The organism is Ahniella affigens (assembly GCF_003015185.1).
In the GTDB taxonomy this organism is placed as follows: Bacteria; Pseudomonadota; Gammaproteobacteria; order Xanthomonadales; family Ahniellaceae; genus Ahniella; species Ahniella affigens.
This window is the reverse complement of the sequence record NZ_CP027860.1, coordinates 5,676,014-5,695,133: the sequence shown is the minus strand read 5'-3', so window position 1 is coordinate 5,695,133 and position 19,120 is coordinate 5,676,014. Positions and strand designations below refer to the sequence as shown.

The following is a 19,120-nucleotide window of genomic DNA, read 5'->3' as shown; positions in this document are numbered from 1 at the left end:
CTCTTTTCAACCAAATCAGTTACTTAGAACACAATTCGAACAATAACTGCAAGATTTCAGACATGCGATCCTGGTGGATCAAATGTCTCAGTAGTTCGGCAAGTAATACCACACCCCGTCAATTTTCAACCACTTTTCCAGGTGGCCACCAAAAACGGAGTTGGAGCCCATGGCGACTGAAAGCTTGACTTGGGACTCACTCCAGAGGCTCACTTCGCACGAGTCGTCATCCTCACAAGTGACTGAATTGACTCCAATTTCCTTCCATCTCACCGGCCGGGCGCCCATTTCGGCACCGTATTGTTCGGCATTCTTATTGCTACGGTACCCAGGAGTCAGGTACTGAAACGCATCCGCGCCGCGATTGGCGATCAGCAGCGCCCAGCGCTCCAACGCCCGCTCTTTGAGATCGGAACTTGGCTCATGTGGCGTTTTCAGCTTGATTTCGGCAGTCGTGTGACCTTTGGGACCCGGGGGGACCGGATCACCATCAGGGAACGTGCTGCTGGCCAAGGAATCACGCACCACAGGCGCTGGAGCGGGCGTGGCTGCCTGGCTTTCCGCCTCAGCAGGCGCAGCCGCCGCAACCGGCGCCGACTCGGCCTCTGGCACATCGGACTTGACGTTTTGGCCACCGCAGGCGGTCAGCGCCAAGGTCAGCGCGCCCCACAACAGTTTCTTCTGGAATTGTTTGTTCATCGATCACTCCTTAGACATTTGTTCACGAATACGCTGTTCTTCTCGGTCGACCTTGCGCATCATCGGCTTCAGACCCTTGAACCGCTGCTTGAATTCATTGGTGAGATCACGCGCCGCTTCGGCGTTCTCGATGACCGTCGGCGTAATCATGACCAACAGTTCCTGGCGGATCGTTTTTCTGGTCGTGCTGCCGAACAAGCTGCCGAGAATTGGCACTCTGGCCAATCCGGGAACCCCGCTACGGCTGTTGTTCTTGGATTCGCGAATCAACCCACCGAGCAAAACCGTTTCCCCGCTTTGCACTGCAATTTCAGTCTTGATCGTCCGCTTGTCAATTGGCGGCGCACTGAATTGCCCAACCTGAGTACCCGGGGTGCTTTCCTCCTGCTCGATCTCCAAATACACGAGCCCACCCGGATTCACGCGCGGCGTCACGTTCAACGAGACACCGGTCTCCAAGTACTGCACATTGCCGGGTAATGGCGTGTTGGCGCTGTTCGGATCATTGGGATTCGTGACTTGCGAGTAGCCGGTGTAAATCGGCGTCTGGATGGCAATTTGCTTACCAGCATTGATGGACGCTTCTTTGTTGTTCAACACCACCAAGGACGGCGCCGACAGCACATTGACATTGCCATTTGTCTGCAGTGCGGAAATCACCGCCTCGGCCTCCACATTCAAGAGGGTCCAGGACAGCCCACCTTCGCCAGTGATGCCACCGGAGAAGCTGTTCCAGACATCGCGCCCAGGGTTGGCTCGACGCAAAGCACGATAATTGGCAGTAGCCGGCGAGCTCGCATTGTTCTCAAAGAACCAGTTGACCCCGAAGCTGAGATCGTTCGTCAAGTCCACTTGCAAGACTTTCGCTTCGATATGCACTTGAAGCGGCACGGTATCGAGTCGCTTGATCGCACTCAGAATCGAGTTGTACTCGCCCGCTGTGGCGCGAATCATCAGCGCATTGCTTTCTTCGATCGACGTGATGCGAATGCTGTCGCTCTCGACAATGCCAATGCCGTCGCTGCCGCTCGCTGAATTCGCCGGCGGGGGCTGGTAGCTGTTGCCTTCCTTCTCTTTATTGCGATCGGACAGAGACTTGATCTCCACCGGTTGCAGTCCAGGCGCCACGCCGCCGACACTGGACGGCTTCGCCCCACCCGAACGTGAGCCACTGGACCCGGTAAACACTTCGCTCAACTTCTCGGCCAGGTCTGTCGCCTTGACGTTCTTCACGTAGTAGACAAACAGCTGCGCGCCGGACTCGTTGCCGCCACGATCGAGCTTGTAGACCCACTCCTCCGCGCGCTCCAGGTAATCCGGCTGCGGCGTGATCACCATCACGGCATTGACGCGCTCGATTGGCAGGAAGCGGAACATCCCAGCCAACGGCGTAGCACCGCCCTCGCCGAAAATCTTTTCGAGTTCTGGCACGACTTCAGTGGCTTCGACACGTTCCAGCGGATAGACGCCGACGGACATGCCGGCCAACCAATCGACGTCGAAGATCTCAATGGTCTGCAGGTACAAATCCAGGTCCCGACGCGTGCCAGCAATCACAATCATGGCGCGCGAGTTGTCGGCCTTCACCACACTGCCCTGGCGCGCGTACGGCTGCAACAGCTTTTCCATTTCGGTCGCGGAGATGAACTTCAGTGGGACCACGCGCAATTCGTAGCCTTTCGCTTCCTCAGTCGGTCCAATACGCGGCACGAGATTGCCCGGAATGGCCTGTGCTGTTGGCAGCACGGTGTAGCTGCCGTCGCGATAAACCATCGTGGCGTTGTTCCAGGCCAGCAGCATTTCCAAAACGGCCATGGCCTGTTCGGTCGTGATTGGTTTCGCGGTCGCGAACGTCACCTGGCCACCCACGCCGGGGGCGATGGTGTAGTTCTCGTTGAAGATTTCACCAAGGATCGCCTTGATGACTGACTGCACCGGCTCGGCTTCGAAATTGAACGAGATATCACCGGTATAGGCACGTTCATTGCGGCGGCTTGCGGCCGCCTCGTTGATGAACTTGCCGGTACCACGCTCAACCTTGGCTCGGCCGCTCGGGCTGTCGCCATCGCCGTCTTCGCCAGTCGATTTGGGCGTCAGTGCACCATCGACCATCGCGCCATCGCTGCCCGATTGGGGCTCCGTCCCGGTCGAACCCATGCTGACCGGATCCACTTCCGGCTTCGGCTCAGGAACGGGCTCCGGCTTGGGTGCAACGGGCGTCGGGTCGGTTGGCACTGGTTCGCTGGCGACCGGCGCAACCGTACCCGCAGTCGGGTCAGCCGGTGCCGGAGGCGGCGCCGGGGCGACTTCGGGCACCGGCATCGGCTGCGGCATCCCGCCATCGGCATGCGCAGTGCCTGGGCCGAAGCCGATCAGGGCCAACGCCAGCGCAAACATTATTTGGTTGATTCGGTTAGGCACGAGCTCACTCCGTTACTGACTCGATTCTTGGGCACGCATGCGCTCGGCTTCCTCACGCAACTGCCTTCTTCGCTCTTCGATCCGCCGCCGGATTTCTTCGGCTTTGGCCTGATTGGCCGCGTCGCTCTCGACCTGCTGCGCCGGGGGCGGCGGAGGCGGAGGCGGCGGGGCGCCATTATTCATGGGTTGCTGAGCCGGTGGCGGCGAGCCCTCAGCACGCGCAATCGCGGCACCGTTGACGGCCAGCTCCAAGTCCTTGCGATTGCCGCTCTCGGACTCGAACACGACCTTGCGCGGCTCTACTTCGACCAGTTTCCAGCCACTTTGTTCACCTTCGAGCGGCATGCCGACGCGCACAACCATCGATTCATTCGATTTGTTGTCGCGGACAATCGCCACCTTCTTGTCTTTGCTGTGAATGACGCTGGTCAGCGTCACGTCCAGATCGACAATATCTGTCGGTTTTACTTCTGGGCCCTTCGGTTCTTCAATAGGGGTTGGCTTGCGGTCTTCATTGAACACGGGGCGACCGATCAACTCCTGATACGTCCCGAACTCGGCGAGCTTGAAGCCTTCCTTGCTCAGTCCGGACAGATAGTCCTTGGCTTTTTTCGGCCCATCGCCCTCAGCCAGATCGAATCCGGCACCAATGCCAAACTGCTGGGCCACAAAAACGCCCACCAGCAATGCGGCAATTGACCCCAGGACCGTGGTCAAACGCTTGGCCGGGCTCATAGTGCTTTCTCCTTGCCCTCAGGCTGCGGCTTGGTCCGGATATACCCAAACACATCCAGACGGATGTCCAGGTAATTCTGAATCTTGTTGCTGCCGGGCGTCAGGTAGCCTTGCTGCCGGAACACCTGCAGATCATCGACGAACAGCAATGGGCTGGACGATTCGAGATCGTGCAAGATCGCGGCAAACGGCTCCAGATCGCACCGCAAACGCAGCTTGACCAGGACACGCTCAAACCGCTCGGGTTCGTTTGAGCGTTGATACTGGTTCATCACAATCGCGCAGCGATCCGGGTTCTGCGCGGGCGCGTGGCGGGCCACAATCTGCTTGACCTTGGCATTGAGGCTGGCGGCCGCCGAATCGAAATCGGTCTCCGGCAAAAATGCCGGGTTGTTGGCCTCATAGTTGCGCACGGCTGCATGCGCAGCCTCCACTTCCTTGCGGGTCGCGGCAATTTCGCGAAAGTGCAGTTCCTGCTCCCGCAGGCTCTCGATTTCGCCCGCAATTTCAAGATGGCGCGCAGTGAACCACCAGTGCACGCCAAGGAAATAGATCAGCAAGATGGCGATCAACAAAAGCACGATCGCCAGGAACCGGCCGCTCTCAGGCTTAGGCGTTATTGCCACGGTTGCCTCCTGAGCGTTCGCGCGGATTGCGGCTCTTGTTCTTTTCTCGGGCATCCTGCTCGACGGCCTTCGGATCGAGCTTGGCGCGCGCCATGATCAGAAACATCTCTTTCTTGTTCTGAGCGCCTGGCGTGATGGCACCAGAAATCGCCGGCGATTCGATCATTGTCGACTTCTGCAGCACGGGGATCAGCCCGGCCGCATTGTCGCTTTGCCCTTGCAACTGCACTTCGCCGCGCGTGATCTGAAAGCGCGAGAGCGACGTATCGTCCGGCAACCGGATGGTCACATCCTTGAGCACATCGACTGTGATCGGCATCGCCCGCTTCTTGATGTCTAAGAAGTTGGCGCCATCGACCGCGTCCTCCAGTTCATCACGGAGCTTGGTCGTCGCCTGCGCCTCTTTCCGCACCGCGTCGACCTTTTCCTGCAATGACACCAACGCCGCCTCGCGGTTGCTGAGCGATGCTTCCATGACCCCCCATAGGAGGCCGAGACACAGGAGCCCCAGCCCAACGTTGAGCAGCTGCTCAAGATAGGAGCGCTTGGCGCGTTGGTCCCTCGGCAGCAGATTGAATCCGGCTCGGCCGGCCTCACTCACTTGCCCATCGGCCGCCGCAAACCGCAGGTCGCCACCGGAGAACTGCGCCAAAAGGGGCTCGGCGACGCTTTTTGGCACCATCAACACTTCGAGCAACAATTGCTTGGCGCTGGTATCACGCTTGAGCGTGCGGTAGTCCATCCAGACCTGATCGGCCTTGAACGGGGTCTGGCGATCGAGCTCAAACGCCAGCACTTGCGCCAGGTTCTCCTCGGCCGCCAGCGGCAAGTTGACCCGACGCCGCAGCACCTGCCGCTCCGGCAGGGTTAATACGAGGTCGGCCTTGCCGGCGGATTTGAGGACGAAGCCGCGCAGGAGGTCAAGCCTGGCCTGCTGATCGGCATCAGCTGGAACATCAAGGGAATCAACGACTTGACCAGCATGCAGACGCTCGATCCGCCACATGCCCTGACGTTGGAACAACCGCATTTCATCGCGCTGCTCAGAAAACAGATGCAGCAACCGGGCCGGAACGAGGGCAAGCAGTTCTTTGCCCCACCAGTTCAGAAACCGGTGCAGTTGGCTGTTGCGATAGGCGGACAGCCAAATGGCCAACCGTTTTGTAAGTATGGAATCAGACATCAACGGGCGCTCCCTTCGCGCCACTTCAAAATAGAGTAGGCCCGCGCGCCAGGCGCTCCACCCAGGCGAATCGTCGCATCGAGCGTCGTCTTCGCACCGTTTTTGAGCTTGGCTTCGGACCGCACAGTATACGTACCGCCGCCGCCTCCTGCCAAAATGCTCGTACCGTCGGGCAACGTCAGCCCGGTACCGGTGCCGTCGGCCGGGTTGATTTGGCGGCGCTGGGCAACCAGTTGCTGGGCCAGCGCTGCGTTCATATTGGGGTAAAGCATCAAGCCAAACTCCGAGGCGTAGGCGGCGCTGGGCCGACCAGAACCACCATAGATCGTGATTTCGGGCTCAAGTTTCTCGAACAGCTCGTAATTCATGCCCAAAACCTGTTGCAACTCCCCGACTGTGGTGAATGGCACGTCCGCTGCCCCGTATGGCAGACCGGCCGCGTCGTAGTCGTCGTCTTCGGCGCCCATTGGCCGGGTCAGATTGTCGACATCGCGCCAATCGATGATGGCGTCCGAAATCCGCTGGGCCTCAATCACGTCAAGACCGAGCTGTTGAAACATGGGAACAAACACCGTTTCATCGGCCTGATTGATGTCGATCTTGCCCGACTCGTCCTGGATCTCGACCTTGACCTGGATACCCTCGAAGTCAAACTCATAGGCCCGGCCATCGGGCACCCAGCGCGTATTGATGTCCGGGTTCAGCATCTCCCGAACCACCCGACTCAAGCCGGCCTCCGCCGCATACCGGGCGGTTGCGCCGTCGAACAGATGCCGCGACTGGAGCATCTCGGTGCGCGCAATCACAATAAAACCAGACAGCAGCACCGCAAGCAGCACCAGCACCCAGATCACCACAATAAAGGCGATACCCTGTTGCGCGGAACGTGACCTCATTGCACCGGCCTGCCGTAGAACGAATCCCAGCCTGACACGGCCGAGGCATTGACCAGCAGCGGCACCTCGATGACCGGCCAGATGTAGCGCGATTCATCGGTCATGCGGAATTTGATCCGCACAGCGAGCGGCAGGACGGCGGTGTTCTTCCACGTTTCGGACCAGTCCTCCAACTTGCCGGTCTCGTCGAGCCCGATAAACTCAAAGCTGCCCCGCTCGATGCCCTCGATCAGCACCACCGGGTCGCGTTCACTCTCGGGGTTATCCGGGTCGAAGCCATTCAGCATCTGATGGCGGAACACCAGGCGCTCACCGCCTTTGCCGGGCTCGATCGTGAGCTCCTGCACATAGGCGCCGCCCCGGCTCATGTGCCCAGGCATGGTCGCCACAAAGCGCATGTAATCGCGCTCGCCTTCGAACATGCGGACCTCGCCGGTCGTGTCTTCCACCTGGAAATTCAGTGCCAGTGCACTGCGCAACTGGCGGCGCAGAAACTCCTGGGCCACGCGCACACGGTTTGTGCGGTCGATCAGGTCCTCGCCGCTCGTTGCCGCCCGGCGCGCGGCACTGATGCCGCTATAGGTTCCAGCCATCAGCAGCGCCAGCAGCAAGGTCGCAACCAGCATCTCGACCAGCGTGAAGCCCCGCAGGCGCTTGACCTTGATCGCGATGTTGCTCATAGGTTCAGACCCGGTTGAATGGCGCGGACGGTCACGAAATGCGCCTCCCGCTCGGCGGCGCGCGGCCCCCAACGTACGATCAGCTCGATCCGGAACAAGTCGACCACGTTCAGCGTCTCGAATTGGGCGGCGTCGGCCGGGGGATCCCATTTGGTGATGGCGAGTTCCCAGCGAAATCGGTCGTCGAACTCACCGGAACTGCCGCCTTCCTTGATGGGCGCTTCAATGCCGAGCGTGTCCATCTTGCTCTGCGCCCACAGCGCCGCTTCGGTGCGTTCGGCGCTCAGCCGTGACTGTTTGAGCCCCGAGGCCGCCATTTCCATCATCACCGCAAAGCCGATCGCGAACACCAAAAAGGCGCCCAGCAGCTCGACCAGGGCAAAGCCACGGCGCCTATTCACGACCTTCCTCCAGGCGCACTTCGCCGGTCAACCAAGCCACGTCGATTCGCCATTCCTTCTGATCGCGAATCAAAGTGACGCGCCCACCGGTCGACGAGCCGTCCGGATAAAAGCGAATGCGCCCGGTGCCGTCCTCGGCAATCTCATCCTGAGCGGTCAGGAGCTTCATTTCCAGACCTTCGGGCAGGGTGACGGGGTCTTTTCCGGGAATCTGATAGCTAAGCGCGTCGACATTGATCTCGACGGCCTTGTCCTCGCCCTTGATGATGGCCTGCCCGCGTGTGAACCGAAGCGCCGCCACCAGATCTTTGGCAGACGCCTTGATCCGGGCGCCACTCATGCTCTTGCTGAACGAAAACGCGACCGCACTGACCATGATCGCCATCAAAGCCAGAACGGCCAGGATTTCGATCAGGCTGAAGCCTTTCGGGCGGAGCGAGTAGCGCATGTCGTTGCATCAAGCCGTCAGTGCTCGGTGGGCTCAGTCAGCGTTCGAGATGTCTTTTTTCCACTTCTCGCCGCCGGGCTGATTGTCGGCGCCGTACGAAATCAATTCGTAGTCCAGACCGTTTTCGCCAGGCGTGCGGTAGCTGAATGGCTTGTCCCAGCCGTCCTTCAGCTCGCTCGGACGCGCATACGGCCCATTCCAGTTGTCGGCGTTGCCAGGCTTGTTGGTCAGGTCTTCCAGGCTCTCTGGCAGCGTGCCGTTGTCCATGGCATAGGTCTCGATCTTGGTGCCGAGCGACTTGATGCTCGACTTGGTCGCATTCCAGCGCCCTTGATCGACTTTGCCAAAAATCGCAGGTGCCACGAAGCCGGCAATGATGCCAAGCAGCAGGATCACGGCGATCATTTCCACCAGGCTGAAACCAGTTTGTGTGCTCTTCATGGGGGTACCTCGGTTATTGGATCAAATCACTCATGTTCAGAATCGGCAGAATGATCGCAATCATGATCATGCCAACGACCACCGCCATGATGGCGGTAATGGCTGGGACCAGCGCAGACAGCAATCGTTCCGTGGTATGTGACACATCGTCGTCAAATGTGTCGGCGGTGCGGATCAGCATACCGTCCAGGTCGCCTGCCTCCTCGCCGACCGCGATCATCTGCAGCGCGAGCTTCGGGAAGACTTTGCTGACGCCAAGCGAATAGGCCAGACCGCCACCGGTCTTGACCAGGTTCGCGCCTTCATCGACCGCCTTGATCAGTGTGGTGTTGCTGAGCACGTTGCGAGAGATCGACAATGCCGTCAGCAGCGGCACGCCATTGCGGACCAGGGTGCCCAGCGTGCGGGCCAGCCGGGCCGTTTCGATCTTGGTGATCAACGGGCCAATGAAGCGCAGCTTGAGCAGACGGATATCCCAGGGGACACGCGTCTCACTGTTGGCGAACTGACCGCGAATCCACAAGGTGCCACCGACGGCACTGATGCCGATCAGCCACCAGAACTTTTCCAGAATGCCGGCGATAAACAGCACAAACACGGTAATGAATGGCAGATCGTCGCCCATCGCCTCAAAGATCGGCTCGAACTTTGGCACGACGTAAATCATCAGCGTGATCAGCGCAAAGATGACCATGCCGACGAGCATGGCCGGATAAACGAGCGCGTTGATCACTTTCGACTTCAGCTGGCGGGTGCGCTCCAGGTACTCGGCCAGACGCTTCAGCGTGTCGTTCAAAGAGCCCGATACCTCGCCGGCCCGCACCATGTTGATGTAGAGGCGGGAGAACACACCATGCTGCTGCTCAAGCGCCGATGACAGGCTGCCGCCACCACGCACGACATCGCGAATGCGTTCGATCAGACGCTGACCGGCTTCACTATCCGGCTGCTCCGACAACATCTGCAGCGCGCGATCGAGCGGTTGGCCGGCGCTCAGCAATGTGCCGAGCTGCTGCGTGAACATGGCGATCTGCACATCGTTCATCGGCGACCGACTGATCAGACTGCCAAGCGCCATGCCGCCCGCCGAGCTCGCTTCGCGGGCTTCGATCGGCACATTGCCAGCATCCTGCAAGCGCATGACCACCTCGTCGCGCGAGCTGGCTTCCATCTCGCCGATCAGGGTTTCACCCGTAGGGGCGACAGCTTTGAAGCGGAACAGTGGCATGGCTTACTCCTGCTGTACCGCGCGCAGGACTTCTTCGATCGTGGTCACCCCATTCATTGCTTTGACCAGACCGTCCTCAAACATGGTGCGCATGCCAAGTTCGCGCGCAGTGGCCTCGATCTTGCCCATGTCGGCATGCTGCATCACCAATCGGCGCAGGGGGTCGGCCATGACCAGGAATTCCATGATGGTGGTTCGACCGAGGTAGCCCGTAGGCGTCAATGCTGACCCCACCGGCCGGTACAGCTTGACCACGCCTTCTGGTTGGAAGCGACGAAGGTTGAACTCCTCGACGACTTCGGGCAGTGCCACATAGGGCTCGGCGTGCGTTGCTTCCACCTTTCGAATCAGGCGTTGCGCGAGAATGCCGTTGACGGTGGACGTCAACAAATAGTCCTCAACGCCCATGTCGAGCAGGCGGGTGATGCCGCCCGCGGCATTGTTCGTGTGCAGCGTCGACAGCACCAGATGCCCCGTCAGCGCCGACTGGATCGCGATCTTGGCGGTTTCCAGATCGCGCATTTCGCCGATCATGATGATGTCTGGGTCCTGGCGTACGATGGAGCGCAGTGCGTGCGAGAAATCGAGCCCGATTTGTGGCTTCGCTTGGATCTGATTGACGCCTTCGATTTGATACTCGACCGGATCCTCGACCGTGATGATCTTGACGTCCGGCGTGTTCAACTTGCTGAGAGCGGTATAGAGCGTGGTGGTCTTGCCGGAGCCGGTTGGGCCGGTCACCAGCATGATGCCGTGTGGCAATTGCAACACGTTCATGAACTGCGGCAGGAACTCATCCGTGAAGCCAAGCGTGTGGAAGTCGAGCACTACCGACTCTCGATCCAGAATACGCATGACGACTGATTCGCCGAACGATGTCGGCACGGTCGACACACGAAGGTCGAGCTCCTTGCCCTGCACGCGCAACATGATGCGACCGTCCTGGGGCAGCCGGCGCTCAGCGATGTTCAGCTTGGCCATGATCTTGATGCGCGAAATCACGGCAGCCGTGGAACTGGACGGCGGCGACTCGACTTCTTCGAGCACACCGTCGATGCGGTAGCGCACTTTCAACCGATTCTCAAACGGCTCGATGTGAATATCGGACGCGCGAGCCTCGACGGCGCGCTGAATGATCAGGTTGACCAGGCGGATGACGGGTGCTTCGGATGCCAGATCGCGCAGGTGCTCGACGTCATCCTCAGAGCGGGTGGCCTCATCACTCAGATTCTCGACAATCGCGCCCATTGCCGATCGGCCTGCACCAAAATAGCGCTCGACCAGATCATCGATTTCTGAGCGGATCCCAATGCGCAGCACCACCTCTTTGCCGGTGGCCAGTTCGACGGCCTGCGCGGGATACGGGTCCTGCGGTTCGGCCACGAGCAAGGTGAGGTGGGTATCGGTTTCGGCAATGGGTACGACATGGAACTGTTTCAGAAAGCGTACCGACAGGCTGACGCCCTGCGGCGGCGAATCAGGGCAGTCCTTCGCGGACACCAGCTCCAGTTCCATGACGTCACTGAGCGCCTCCGCGGCGTCTTTCTCGCTGACCAGTCCGAGCCGGGTCAGCAGCGAAATGAAGTCGCCATCGGGCGTCTCTTCATGCAGTCGGCGCGCGCGCATCAGGTCCGGCTCGCGCAAACGCCCCCGCTCCAGCAGGTTCTGGCAAATACGGTCTTCGAGGCTGGATTCCGGCTGTACAGCGTCCGGGGCGAGGGTTTCAGTCATGTTTCACCTTGGGATCCGGGCTTTGGACCAGATGATCCGAAATTAGTTTCCATCCAGTGATCGCCCTGCAGGTCGCGCAGGAAGTGGCGCTGGAAAATCGCCCACATCATCAGGCCGGACAGGGTGGGCATGACCAAACTGGAGAATTGGTAGAAATACGCGACAAACGTCGGCGATACGCCGCGCTCGGCAGCGTAGGCCGCGCCCGGTTCTCCCAGCACAACGAACACGTTCAACGCAACGTGCATGACACAGCCGAAAGCGTGCATTGGCAGCAGGATCAGCCAGCCCAGGAAGGAATCTCGAAGCTTCTGAGCCAGCGAAAACTCTTCGCTTGGCGAGGCGAACATCAAACCCCAGAACACTGCCAAGCCATAGGTGTACAGCAGCACGTTGACATCGATGTCGGCGATCGCCAACTGCCCGGCGGGAATTTCGACGCCTGGCGGTGGCGGCACGTACGCGCTGACGATCCAGTGGTGATAGTGCTGCTTGGTCTCAAAGATCAGCCCGGGCTGCCACCAGTTCAACATCCACTCCGACACTTTGCGGGTGACGAACGTGATCGGCGAGCGCAGCGCGAACCAGACAAAAAACCAGAAGGGCAACCAAAGCACACACAGCATGAAAAACGTCTTCAGCGAGACGGGCTCGCGAACGGGTTCTTCGGTCTTGCCAAAATCAGGGACGAGGTCTGCCATATCAAGCCACAAATCGCCTTGCGTTTCGGAATAGCCGCATCCAGGGTGAATCCTCACCCCAGCCCTTTGGACGCCAACTCATCTGAACCGAGCGGAAAACTCGCTCCGGATGCGGCATCATGATCGTGACACGTCCATCGGTATTGGCAAATGCGGTCGCGCCTGCCGGGGAACCGTTGGGATTAGCCGGATACTGGCTGGTCGGTGTGCCCGAGGCGTCGACAAATCGTGCCGCCACCCGGGCCGCCTTGGCATGCAGAGGCTCCCGATAGACGACCCGGCCCTCACCGTGCGCGACAGCCACTGGAATCCGTGATCCCGCCATGCCGCCGAGCAAGACCGACGGGGATTCCAGCACTTCGACCAACGCAAATCGGGCCTCGAACTGTTCCGACTGGTTCCGGTGGAATTGCGGCCAGTGCTCGGCGCCCGGGATCAGGTCATGGAGCTGGCTCAGCATTTGGCAGCCATTGCAGACACCCAGCGCAAACTTGCCGGTATCGGCAAAGAAGGTCTGGAACTGGTCGCGCAAGTCACCGTGATAGCGGATGGAGCTGGCCCAACCGCGGCCGGCACCCAACACGTCGCCATAGGAAAACCCACCGCACGCGGCGAGACCCTGGAAACGTTCCAGACGCTCGCGCCCACTGATCAGGTCGCTCATGTGCACATCGAACGCGTCGAAACCGGCACGCGTGAATGCAGCCGCCATTTCGACCTGCCCATTGACGCCCTGCTCGCGCAAAATCGCAATTTTCGGCCGCACGCCGGTGGCGATGTATGGGGCCGCGATGTCTTCGGCTGAATCGAACGTGATCCGGGGTTCCAAGGCGTGTTGGGCGCGCAGGTTGGAATCGCGTTCCTGATCGGCACATTCCGGATTGTCGCGCAGCCGCTGCATCGCATGACTGGTTTCGAGCCAGGTTTGATACAGCGTATCCAGATCGGTATTCAGCAGACGCGCACCGGAACGCAGCACCTCGACCCGGCCGTCGACGCGCAATGTCGCAAACCGCCTCAGGCGGGCCGCCAAGCCAGCTTCGGCAAAGGCTTCCAGCACGGCGCCGAAGTCCTGCTTGCGGATTTGGATCAGCGCGCCGAGCTCTTCGTTCAGCAGTACGGCCAAGGGGTCGCGGTCACCGAAAGCGTCCAGATTGATACTGAGACCGATACCGGCAGTGAACGCCATTTCCAGTGCACAAACGAGCGCACCACCGTCCGAGCGGTCGTGATACGCGAGCAGGCAACCATCGCGGTTCAACACCTGGATGGTCTCGAAAAACGCTTTGAATTCGTCGGCGCTGTCGAGGTCGGGCACAGCACCGAGCGACTGCCCGCAAACCTCGGCCAAAATCGACCGGCCCAGGCGATCGCGCCCCAGATCGATCAGACAAATCTCGGAATCCGCCTCGATGTCGAGCTCGGGGGTCAACGCCCGGCGCACATCCGGCACCCGCGCGAACGCCGTGACGATCAAGGACACTGGCGACACGCTGCGCTGCGGCGCGCCCTCATGCAGCCAACTCGCCTGCATCGATAGGGAGTCCTTGCCAACCGGAATACCAAGCCCGAGCGTCGGACACAGCGACATGCCGACCGCACGCACGGCGTCGAACAGCGCGGCATCCTCGCCCGGAAAATTCGCGGCCGCCATCCAGTTTGCGCTGAGTTTGATGTCTTTCAGGCTGTCGATCGGCGCTGCGGCCAAGTTCGTCAATGCCTCACCCACTGCCATCCGGGCACTGGCCGCGGCATCTTTCAGCGCCAATGGGGTGCGCTCGCCCAAGGCTAACGCTTCACCACGATAGCTGTCGAAATCGAGCAGGGTCATGCCGCAATCGGCCACTGGCACTTGTCGCGGTCCAACCATCTGGTCACGGGCGATCAAGCCGCCGACGGTACGATCGCCAATCGTGATCAGAAAAGTCTTGGCCGCCACCGTCGGATGCTGCAGGACTTTCTGGATCGCGTCGGGCAGGCTCAGGTCTGCAGCTGCTGCCGCCTCGACGACTGGTTCGCGATGCGTATCGCGGAACATCTTTGGCGGTTTGCCAAGCAGTACGTTCAGCGGCATGTCGACAACGTCATGCCCAAGCAATGAATCGGTGACCTTCAGGACCCGCGCCTGGGTCGCGGTGCCGACGACCGCAAACAGACAGCGCTCGCGCTGACAGATCGCCTCGAACTCAGCCAGACGCTCAGGACGCACACCCAGAACATAACGCTCCTGCGCCTCGTTGCACCAGATCTGCATGGGGCTCAGCCCCGGCTCGTCATTCGGGATCTTGCGAAGCTCGATCCGGCCGCCCACTTCGGAGTCGTTCAAAAGCTCCGGAATGGCGTTCGACAGCCCGCCCGCGCCCACATCATGGACGCTGACAATCGGGTTGTTGGTGCCCATCGACCAGCAGCGGTCGATGACTTCCTGGCAGCGGCGCTCCATCTCGGGGTTATCGCGCTGCACGGAAGCGAAATCCAGATCGGCATTGTTGGTGCCGGACGTCACCGACGACGCGGCGCCACCGCCAAGCCCGATCAGCATCGCCGGACCGCCCAGGACGATGACGGCATCGCCATCTTGCAGCACGCCTTTCTCGACTTGGTCGGCCCGCATGTTCGCGAGCCCGCCTGCCAACATGATCGGTTTGTCGTAGGCGCGCGTCAGCTGGGTGTCGACGGCTGACTCAAAACTGCGGAAGTAACCATTGATGGCCGGCCGGCCGAATTCATTGTTGAACGCCGCGCCACCGAGCGGACCATCGCGCATGATCTCGAATGCGCTGGCCATGCGCGGCGGCAACGGGCGCTTCGACTCGAAGCTACGCGGCAGCCCGGGAATGCGAAGGTGCGAGACACTGAAACCGGTCAGGCCGGCCTTGGGCTTGGCGCCGCGCCCGGTGGCACCTTCATCGCGGATCTCTCCGCCTGAGCCCGTGCTGGCGCCCGGGAACGGCGCAATCGCCGTAGGGTGATTGTGGGTTTCGCACTTGATCGCAAACGCGATGTCCTGCGTCTCGAATCGCCACTGCCGGGTATCGGGATCGGCGAGCAGGCGGCGCCCTTCGGCATTGGCCACCACCGCCGCATTGTCGCGGTAGGCCGACAATGTGCCCTCCGGGCTGTGCTTGTGCGTGTTCTTGATCATCGCAAACAAGGACAGAGGCTGATCGACGCCATCGATGCGCCAGTCGGCATTGAAAATCTTGTGCCGACAGTGCTCGGAATTTGCCTGCGCGAACATCATCAGCTCGGCGTCGGTGGGATTCCGGCCGAGCTCGGCGTAGGCAGCTGCCAGATAGTCGACCTCATCATCAGAAAGCGCCAAGCCCAGCGCCTGATTAGCAGCACTCAGCGCCTCGCGGGCCGCGCCACGGAGTTCGATCTCTGCAACTGGACGCGGCGTCTCCAGACCGAACAGCACATCGAGTGCCGCATCCCCCACGAAAACCGATTGCGTCATCGGATCAAACAGCTGACGCAGGGCTTTTGGGCGCTGATCGTCAGCCAGCGCGGCAAATCCCGTGAGCTGAAAGCGCCAACCCCGTTCCACCCGCTGCACCGAAAGGTTGGCGCCGCGCAGGATGTCCTTCGCTTTGCTCGCCCAGGGCGAGATCGTGCCAATTCGCGGCATGACCACGACGGTGTTGGCATCCGCAGCGGGCACACTGCCAACCGTATCCAGGAGGTCGGTGAGGCGGACCGGATCCAGGGTTTGCCCGGATTCCGCGTTCAGCGCGTACAGAACTTGCGCAGACGACACCTGCACCGAGAATGGCGCAAGCTTGCGATTCAGTTCCTGACGCCGAAACGGCGATAGGGTCTCGCGACCCAGCAGCAAGTCCATCCGAAGTCCCTTAAATCCAGTCAAGAAAAGAGGACAAGGATAGCGGATGGACCCGACTCCGGGCATTCCCGAAAGGCCGGAGCGGTGCCGCCCGTTTCTCGCCTCAATTCTCTAAGACCCTGATTAAAATCACTTTATGTTGCAAACAAGGCAGAATTTGCGCTGACTGCCGGCTGAAAGCGCCGTTGCGCGGATGGCACGCTGGTGGGCGGCGCCGACAGCACGTTTCGTTCGCCAGGCAACCCGTTGGCCCAAGACGACCGACATGCCGCGTGCGCCAGCGCCTGCTAACGTACGTTCCCCCTGATGTTGCGAATCGCTCATGGCCACTGCCAAACCCGTGCTGCTGCTGATCCTGGATGGCTTCGGCCATCGGGAAGACCCTGATTTCAATGCCATTGCGGCTGCCAATGCGCCGAATTGGCGGGACTTGCTCAAGACATCGCCGCACACGGTGATTCAGACGCACGGCCTGTACGTTGGCTTGCCCGACGGGCAAATGGGCAACTCCGAAGTCGGTCATATGAACATCGGCGCCGGCCGGGTGGTCTACCAGGACTTGACGCGCATCGAGGAGGACCTCAAGCACGGTCGCTTTGCCAGCAACACCGGCATACGCCGAGCGCTCGACCAAGCGCGACAGGGTGGCACCCTCCACATAATGGCCCTGCTGTCGCCGGGAGGCGTACACAGCCACGAGGAACACGTCTTCGCACTGCTGCGCGCCGCCCATGCCGAAGGGCTTCAGCACGTGCGGGTGCATGCGTTTCTGGATGGTCGGGACACGCCGCCCAAGAGCGCCGGCGAGTCGCTGGCGAAGCTCCAGGCGGTGTGCGACGTCACTGGCGCGCGGATCGCGAGCCTTTGCGGGCGCTATTTCGCGATGGACCGCGACCAGCGCTGGGAGCGGATGCAAGGTGCCTGGACGCTGTTGGTCACCGCGACTGCCGAGTTCCAGGCCGCGGATGCCGCATCCGGACTGGCCGCTGCCTACGCGCGGGGCGAAACCGATGAGTTCGTCAAACCGGTGCATCTGACCGGGGGCTTGCCGATTGCCGATGGCGATACTGTGCTGTTCCTCAATTTCCGGGCCGATCGAGCGCGCCAGTTGACGCGGGCGTTTGTTGAGGCCGATTTCGCAGGATTCGCGCGCGGCCGCGTCCCCAAACTGGCAGCGTTCGTGACCCTGACGGAATACGCCGCCGGGCTGCCCGTGACCGCGGTCTGCTACCCCCCGCAGAACCTCCGGCACTCGCTGCCGGAGGTCCTCGCCGAAGCCGGACTCAGCCAACTGCGGATTGCGGAGACCGAAAAGTACGCCCACGTGACTTTTTTTCTAAACGGCGGCCGCGAGCAACCGTTTCCTGGTGAAACGCGTATCCTTGTCCCCAGTCCGAAAGTGGCCACTTACGATTTGCAACCGGAAATGAGCCTCCCCGAAGTCACCGACCAACTGTGTGCTGCGATTCGCGAGCGGCGCTTTGACGCGATGTTTTGCAACATCGCGAACCCGGACATGGTCGGCCACACCGGCGTGTTCGAGGCGGCCGTGAAGGCCGTCGAAGCGGTCGATGTGGCACTCGGCAGGATTCGTGCCGCGCTTGCCGAGGTCGGTGGCGCCATGCTGATCACCGCCGATCACGGCAATCTGGAAATGATGCGCGACCCTGAGACCGGTGAGCCACACACCCAGCACACGGTTGGCCCAGTCCCGCTCGTCTACGTGGGCCCGGCCGGCGGGCTGCGCGATGGCGGCTCGCTGTGCGATCTGGCACCAACCGTGCTCGACTTGCTGAACGTGCCGGTACCGGCCGAAATGACCGGCAAGAGCCTCTTGATCCGCCCATGATGCTACCTGGCCGCCCAAGCCTGGACCTGCCTGGCCTGTTCGGGAGCAGACGGCGGCCGGTGCGTTCCAAGCGGGTGTTGACTGGCGTTTGGCTGCTGTTGGGTGCGATGGCCTGGCCACTGTCGGCTGGCAATGCCGAGCAGGCTTTGACCGAGTCCAAGCTCAAGGCGCTGCGTGCCGAGATCGCCGCAGCCAGCTCCGAACTGGCCAAGACGCAGTCGTCGCGGGATCAACAACTAACGGCGTTGCGCACACTGGATGAAGCACAGGCGCTGATTGCCCGGGCGAGCCAGGCGCGCCGGACCGAATCGGAGTCGCTGAACCAGCTCCGCCAGCAAATCGGTACGCAGAAGACGGCACTCAGCAAGCAAGTCGACCAACAGCGCCAGCGCCTGACCGGCTTGGTCCGGCAAGCCTATGCCAGTGGTCGCAGTGAGTCGCTGCGTGCGTTGCTCGACCGCGATGGCTCGGACCTGCGCCTCCGCCAGTTGGGCTACCTGCGCGTGTTGAAGCGCGAACGGCAACGCCGTATCCAGCAGCTGCTGGCTGACACCCGCCGACTGGACAGCCTTCAGGATGCCAGCCGCGCTGCCGACAAGGCCTACGCCATTGCGAGCCGGCTGGATCAATTGATGCAGGCAGAACTCGGCAGCCAGCGGTCCCGGCACGACGCCGAAGTCGCCAGCCTGATGCAGCGCCTGAACGCGCAGAAGCAGGCGCTTGGCAGTCTTGCCAAGGACGAGCAGGCGTTGTTGCAGCTCTTGGAGCGGTTGACCGACATCCTGGCCGACGTGCGTACCGACCTCGCCAAACAGCAGGCGCCGGTCCGGCAGCAGCGCGGCCGCCTGCCATGGCCGGTCAGCGGCAAGATCCTGCAACGTTTTGGCGTGCAGCTGGCGCCTGGACGGGTCAGCGATGGGGTGTTGATCGAGGCCAAAACCGGCACGCCAGTGCAAGCGGTGGCACATGGCCGCGTGGCTTTTGCCGACTGGCTCAAGGGTTATGGCTTGGTGCTGATTCTGGACCACGGAGACGGGGTCATGAGTCTCTATGCCCAGAACGAAAGCCTGAGCCGGGAAGTAGGCGACTGGGTGCAGACGGGTGACGTGTTGGCGCAAGTGGGCCAGAGCGGCGGCAACGCCGTGCCGGGGCTGTATTTTGAAGTCCGGGTCAGCTCGCGACCCGACAATCCCTTGCTCTGGCTGGCCAGAAACTAAGCCGGTTGCCCCGCCCAATG

16 protein-coding genes are annotated in these 19,120 nt (G+C 61.2%); 2 read left to right on the top strand and 14 right to left on the bottom strand.

What is annotated here, in order from left to right; all coding sequences use genetic code 11:
• Positions 1-87 precede the first annotated feature (87 nt).
• The 14 genes from C7S18_RS22135 to purL are packed head-to-tail and all read right to left on the bottom strand — an operon-like array spanning position 88 to position 16,034.
• The gene (locus C7S18_RS22135) at positions 88-699 is read right to left on the bottom strand and encodes a hypothetical protein (RefSeq protein WP_106893621.1); all 612 of its coding nucleotides are present in this window, start codon (positions 697-699) and stop codon (positions 88-90) included.
• 3 nt (positions 700-702) lie between these two features.
• On the bottom strand, positions 703-3,120 hold the full coding sequence (gspD, locus tag C7S18_RS22130) for a type II secretion system secretin GspD (RefSeq protein ID WP_146152069.1): 2,418 nt from the start codon (positions 3,118-3,120) through the stop codon (positions 703-705).
• A gap of 12 nt (positions 3,121-3,132) precedes the next feature.
• A complete protein-coding gene (locus tag C7S18_RS22125; protein ID WP_106893619.1) occupies positions 3,133-3,855 on the bottom strand; it encodes a hypothetical protein in 723 nt (240 codons plus the stop codon).
• Entirely contained in the window at positions 3,852-4,481 is a 630-nt protein-coding gene (gene gspM / locus C7S18_RS22120; RefSeq protein ID WP_170113433.1) for a type II secretion system protein GspM, read from the bottom strand. Before gspM ends, C7S18_RS22125 begins: the two co-directional genes overlap by 4 nt.
• On the bottom strand, positions 4,465-5,664 hold the full coding sequence (locus tag C7S18_RS22115) for a PilN domain-containing protein (RefSeq protein WP_146152068.1): 1,200 nt from the start codon (positions 5,662-5,664) through the stop codon (positions 4,465-4,467). The genes gspM and C7S18_RS22115 overlap by 17 nt, the downstream gene beginning before the upstream one ends.
• On the bottom strand, positions 5,664-6,560 hold the full coding sequence (locus tag C7S18_RS22110; RefSeq protein WP_106893616.1) for a type II secretion system minor pseudopilin: 897 nt from the start codon (positions 6,558-6,560) through the stop codon (positions 5,664-5,666). The genes C7S18_RS22115 and C7S18_RS22110 overlap by 1 nt, the downstream gene beginning before the upstream one ends.
• The gene (locus C7S18_RS22105; RefSeq protein WP_170113432.1) at positions 6,557-7,240 is read right to left on the bottom strand and encodes a prepilin-type N-terminal cleavage/methylation domain-containing protein; all 684 of its coding nucleotides are present in this window, start codon (positions 7,238-7,240) and stop codon (positions 6,557-6,559) included. The genes C7S18_RS22110 and C7S18_RS22105 overlap by 4 nt, the downstream gene beginning before the upstream one ends.
• Positions 7,237-7,641, bottom strand: coding sequence for a type IV pilus modification PilV family protein (locus C7S18_RS22100; RefSeq protein ID WP_106894145.1), 405 nt, complete (start codon positions 7,639-7,641; stop codon positions 7,237-7,239). The genes C7S18_RS22105 and C7S18_RS22100 overlap by 4 nt, the downstream gene beginning before the upstream one ends.
• Positions 7,634-8,089: a GspH/FimT family pseudopilin gene (locus tag C7S18_RS22095; RefSeq protein WP_106893614.1), complete on the bottom strand. Its 456-nt coding sequence runs from the start codon at positions 8,087-8,089 to the stop codon at positions 7,634-7,636. Before C7S18_RS22095 ends, C7S18_RS22100 begins: the two co-directional genes overlap by 8 nt.
• 33 nt (positions 8,090-8,122) lie before the next feature.
• Complete coding sequence (gene gspG, locus C7S18_RS22090) at positions 8,123-8,530, bottom strand: type II secretion system major pseudopilin GspG (RefSeq protein ID WP_106893613.1); 408 nt, start codon at positions 8,528-8,530, stop codon at positions 8,123-8,125.
• Between the two features lie 13 nt (positions 8,531-8,543).
• Positions 8,544-9,758, bottom strand: coding sequence for a type II secretion system F family protein (locus tag C7S18_RS22085; RefSeq protein WP_106893612.1), 1,215 nt, complete (start codon positions 9,756-9,758; stop codon positions 8,544-8,546).
• A gap of 3 nt (positions 9,759-9,761) precedes the next feature.
• Positions 9,762-11,489: a type II secretion system ATPase GspE gene (gspE, locus tag C7S18_RS22080; protein ID WP_106893611.1), complete on the bottom strand. Its 1,728-nt coding sequence runs from the start codon at positions 11,487-11,489 to the stop codon at positions 9,762-9,764.
• Positions 11,486-12,190 (bottom strand): exosortase H-associated membrane protein, encoded by a 705-nt coding sequence (locus tag C7S18_RS22075; protein ID WP_106893610.1) that lies wholly within the window; start codon positions 12,188-12,190, stop codon positions 11,486-11,488. The genes gspE and C7S18_RS22075 overlap by 4 nt, the downstream gene beginning before the upstream one ends.
• A 1-nt stretch (position 12,191) precedes the next feature.
• Positions 12,192-16,034, bottom strand: coding sequence for a phosphoribosylformylglycinamidine synthase (purL, locus tag C7S18_RS22070; RefSeq protein WP_106893609.1), 3,843 nt, complete (start codon positions 16,032-16,034; stop codon positions 12,192-12,194).
• Positions 16,035-16,356: 322 nt separating this feature from the next.
• On the opposite strand from purL, the gene gpmI reads away from it, so the two are divergent.
• Together gpmI and C7S18_RS24315 are read left to right on the top strand one after the other, a co-directional pair.
• Positions 16,357-17,883 carry a 2,3-bisphosphoglycerate-independent phosphoglycerate mutase gene (gpmI, locus tag C7S18_RS22065; protein WP_106893608.1) on the top strand — a complete coding sequence of 509 codons (1,527 nt, stop codon included), beginning with the start codon at positions 16,357-16,359 and terminating at the stop codon, positions 17,881-17,883.
• Positions 17,880-19,100, top strand: a complete 1,221-nt coding sequence (locus C7S18_RS24315) for a murein hydrolase activator EnvC family protein (protein ID WP_146152067.1) — start codon at positions 17,880-17,882, stop codon at positions 19,098-19,100. The genes gpmI and C7S18_RS24315 overlap by 4 nt, the downstream gene beginning before the upstream one ends.
• Positions 19,101-19,120 lie beyond the last annotated feature (20 nt).

Coding starts and splice junctions, on each gene's coding strand:
- C7S18_RS22095 (WP_106893614.1), bottom strand. CDS start 8,089: ATGCGCTACTCGCTCCGCCCGAAAGGCTTCAGCCTGATCGAAATCCTG.
- C7S18_RS22105 (WP_170113432.1), bottom strand. CDS start 7,240: ATGAGCAACATCGCGATCAAGGTCAAGCGCCTGCGGGGCTTCACGCTG.
- purL (WP_106893609.1), bottom strand. CDS start 16,034: ATGGACTTGCTGCTGGGTCGCGAGACCCTATCGCCGTTTCGGCGTCAG.
- gspE (WP_106893611.1), bottom strand. CDS start 11,489: ATGACTGAAACCCTCGCCCCGGACGCTGTACAGCCGGAATCCAGCCTC.
- C7S18_RS24315 (WP_146152067.1), top strand. CDS start 17,880: ATGATGCTACCTGGCCGCCCAAGCCTGGACCTGCCTGGCCTGTTCGGG.
- C7S18_RS22075 (WP_106893610.1), bottom strand. CDS start 12,190: ATGGCAGACCTCGTCCCTGATTTTGGCAAGACCGAAGAACCCGTTCGC.
- C7S18_RS22085 (WP_106893612.1), bottom strand. CDS start 9,758: ATGCCACTGTTCCGCTTCAAAGCTGTCGCCCCTACGGGTGAAACCCTG.
- C7S18_RS22110 (WP_106893616.1), bottom strand. CDS start 6,560: ATGAGGTCACGTTCCGCGCAACAGGGTATCGCCTTTATTGTGGTGATC.
- gpmI (WP_106893608.1), top strand. CDS start 16,357: ATGGCCACTGCCAAACCCGTGCTGCTGCTGATCCTGGATGGCTTCGGC.
- C7S18_RS22115 (WP_146152068.1), bottom strand. CDS start 5,664: ATGTCTGATTCCATACTTACAAAACGGTTGGCCATTTGGCTGTCCGCC.
- gspG (WP_106893613.1), bottom strand. CDS start 8,530: ATGAAGAGCACACAAACTGGTTTCAGCCTGGTGGAAATGATCGCCGTG.
- C7S18_RS22135 (WP_106893621.1), bottom strand. CDS start 699: ATGAACAAACAATTCCAGAAGAAACTGTTGTGGGGCGCGCTGACCTTG.
- C7S18_RS22125 (WP_106893619.1), bottom strand. CDS start 3,855: ATGAGCCCGGCCAAGCGTTTGACCACGGTCCTGGGGTCAATTGCCGCA.